The sequence below is a fragment of the Micromonospora sp. M51 genome, assembly GCF_018070305.1.
Taxonomy (GTDB): Bacteria; Actinomycetota; Actinomycetes; order Mycobacteriales; family Micromonosporaceae; genus Micromonospora; species Micromonospora parva.
In genome coordinates this window covers 1-1,929 of sequence record NZ_JAGPXZ010000985.1, presented here as the reverse complement: position 1 = coordinate 1,929, position 1,929 = coordinate 1, and the positions used below count along the sequence as shown (strand labels likewise).

1 protein-coding gene and 1 pseudogene are annotated in these 1,929 nt (G+C 77.8%); both read left to right on the top strand.

Annotated elements, in window-relative coordinates:
• Positions 1-370 (top strand): annotated as a pseudogene (locus tag KBX53_RS31570) (L-seryl-tRNA(Sec) selenium transferase); the annotation flags it as partial.
• Between the two features lie 2 nt (positions 371-372).
• A partial coding sequence (gene selB / locus KBX53_RS31565; RefSeq protein WP_210863420.1) for a selenocysteine-specific translation elongation factor occupies positions 373-1,929 on the top strand: 1,557 nt, incomplete at its 3' end.

The following is a 1,929-nucleotide window of genomic DNA, read 5'->3' as shown; positions in this document are numbered from 1 at the left end:
GCTCACCCTGGCCGCGCTGGCCGCCACCCTGCACCAACCGGGCACCCCGACCCGGGCGGCGCTGCACGCCGACCCGGGTGTGCTGCGCGAACGGGTGGAGCGGCTGCGCGACCGCCTCGGCGCGGACGGCCGCAAGGCGGAGGTGGTGCCGGCCGTCGCGGTGGTCGGCGGGGGCGGCGCCCCCGGGGTGGAGCTGGACTCGTGGGCATTGAGCCTGCCCGAGCGGTACGCGGCGCCGCTGCGCACCGGAGAGCCGCCGGTCCTCGGCCGGGTGGTACGCGGCCGGCTCCTGCTCGACCTGCGCTGTGTGCCCGCCGACGCCGACGAGGCCGTCCGCCAGGCCGTGCTGCGCGTACCCGGGGACGACTGACAGTGTTCGTCGTCGCGACCGCCGGGCACGTCGACCACGGCAAATCGACGCTCGTGCGGGCGTTGACCGGGATGGAACCCGACCGGTGGGCGGAGGAACGCCGCCGGGGGATGACCATCGACCTGGGTTTCGCCTGGACGACACTGCCGTCCGGCGGCACCGTCGCGTTCGTCGACGTACCCGGGCACGAACGGTTCGTGCCGAACATGCTCGCCGGGGTCGGCCCGGTCCCGGCGGCGCTGATCGTGGTGGCCGCCGACGAGGGGTGGATGCCGCAGTCCGCCGAGCACCTGGCCGCCCTCGACGCGCTCGGTGTCGCGTACGGCCTGCTGGCGGTGACCCGCGCGGACCTGGCCGACCCGGGGCCGGCGATGGCCCGCGCGCGTGCCGAGATCACCGCGACCAGCCTCGGCGCGGTGCCGGCGGTGGCGGTCAGTGGCCTGACCGGCGCGGGCCTGCCGGAGTTGCGGGCCGCCCTGGACCGGCTCGCCGCCGACCTGCCCGCGCCGGTGCTGGACGATCCGGTCCGGCTCTGGGTGGACCGCAGCTTCACCGTGCGGGGCAGCGGCACCGTCGTCACCGGCACCCTTGGCGCCGGTCGACTGCGGGTGGGCGACGAACTGGAGCTGGCCGGCGCCGACGAACCGGTCCGGGTCCGTGGCCTGCACTCGCTGGGCGAGCCCCGACCGGAGGCGGCGGCGGTCGCCCGGGTCGCGGTCAACCTGCGCGGTACGCCCCGCGACCGGCTCGGTCGGGGCGACGCGCTGCTCACCCCGGGCCGGTTTCACCACACCGACCTGGTCGACGTCCGGCTCGCCGGCGACCCGGCCGCCGACCTGCCGGCCACCCTCACCCTGCATGTCGGGTCGGCGGCGGTGCCGGTACGGGTGCGCCCGCTCGGCCCGGACACCGTCCGGCTGCGGCTGGCCCGACCGTTGCCGTTGCTGGTGGGCGACCGGGCGCTGCTGCGGGACCCGGGTCGCCACCACGTCAGCGGCGGGGTGTGGGTGTTGGACGTGGCACCCCCACCGTTGGCTCGACGCGGCGCGGCGGCCGCCCGCGCCCAGGTCCTCGCCGAGCTGGACGGCCGACCCGACCTGGCGGGGGAGCTGCGCCGCCGCCGGCTGGTCCGGGCCGGCGCGTTGGTCCGGATGGGCGTGCCGGTGCCCACCGTGTCGGGTCGGGACCGGCCGGAGTTCGCCCAGCCGGTGGCCGGTGACTGGTTGGCCGACCCCGCGTACTGGCGGGTGCTCGCCGAGCGGCTGACCGAGGAGGTCGCCCGCCACGCGCGCGAGCACCCGTTGGAGCCCGGGATGCCGGTGGACGCGTTGCGGCAGCGTCTCGCCCTGCCCGACCGGGCGCTGGTCGAGGCGCTGGTCCGGCCGCCGCTGCGGATCCACTCCGGCCGGGTCGGGGCGTCGAGCACCGACGCGCTGCCCGAACCGGTGGCCCGGGCCGTGCAGCGGGTCCGCGCCGAGTACGGCGACCGGCCGTTCCGCGCCCCCGAAGCCGATCGCCTCGTCGACCTCGGTCTGGGTCCCCGGGAGATCGGTGCCGCG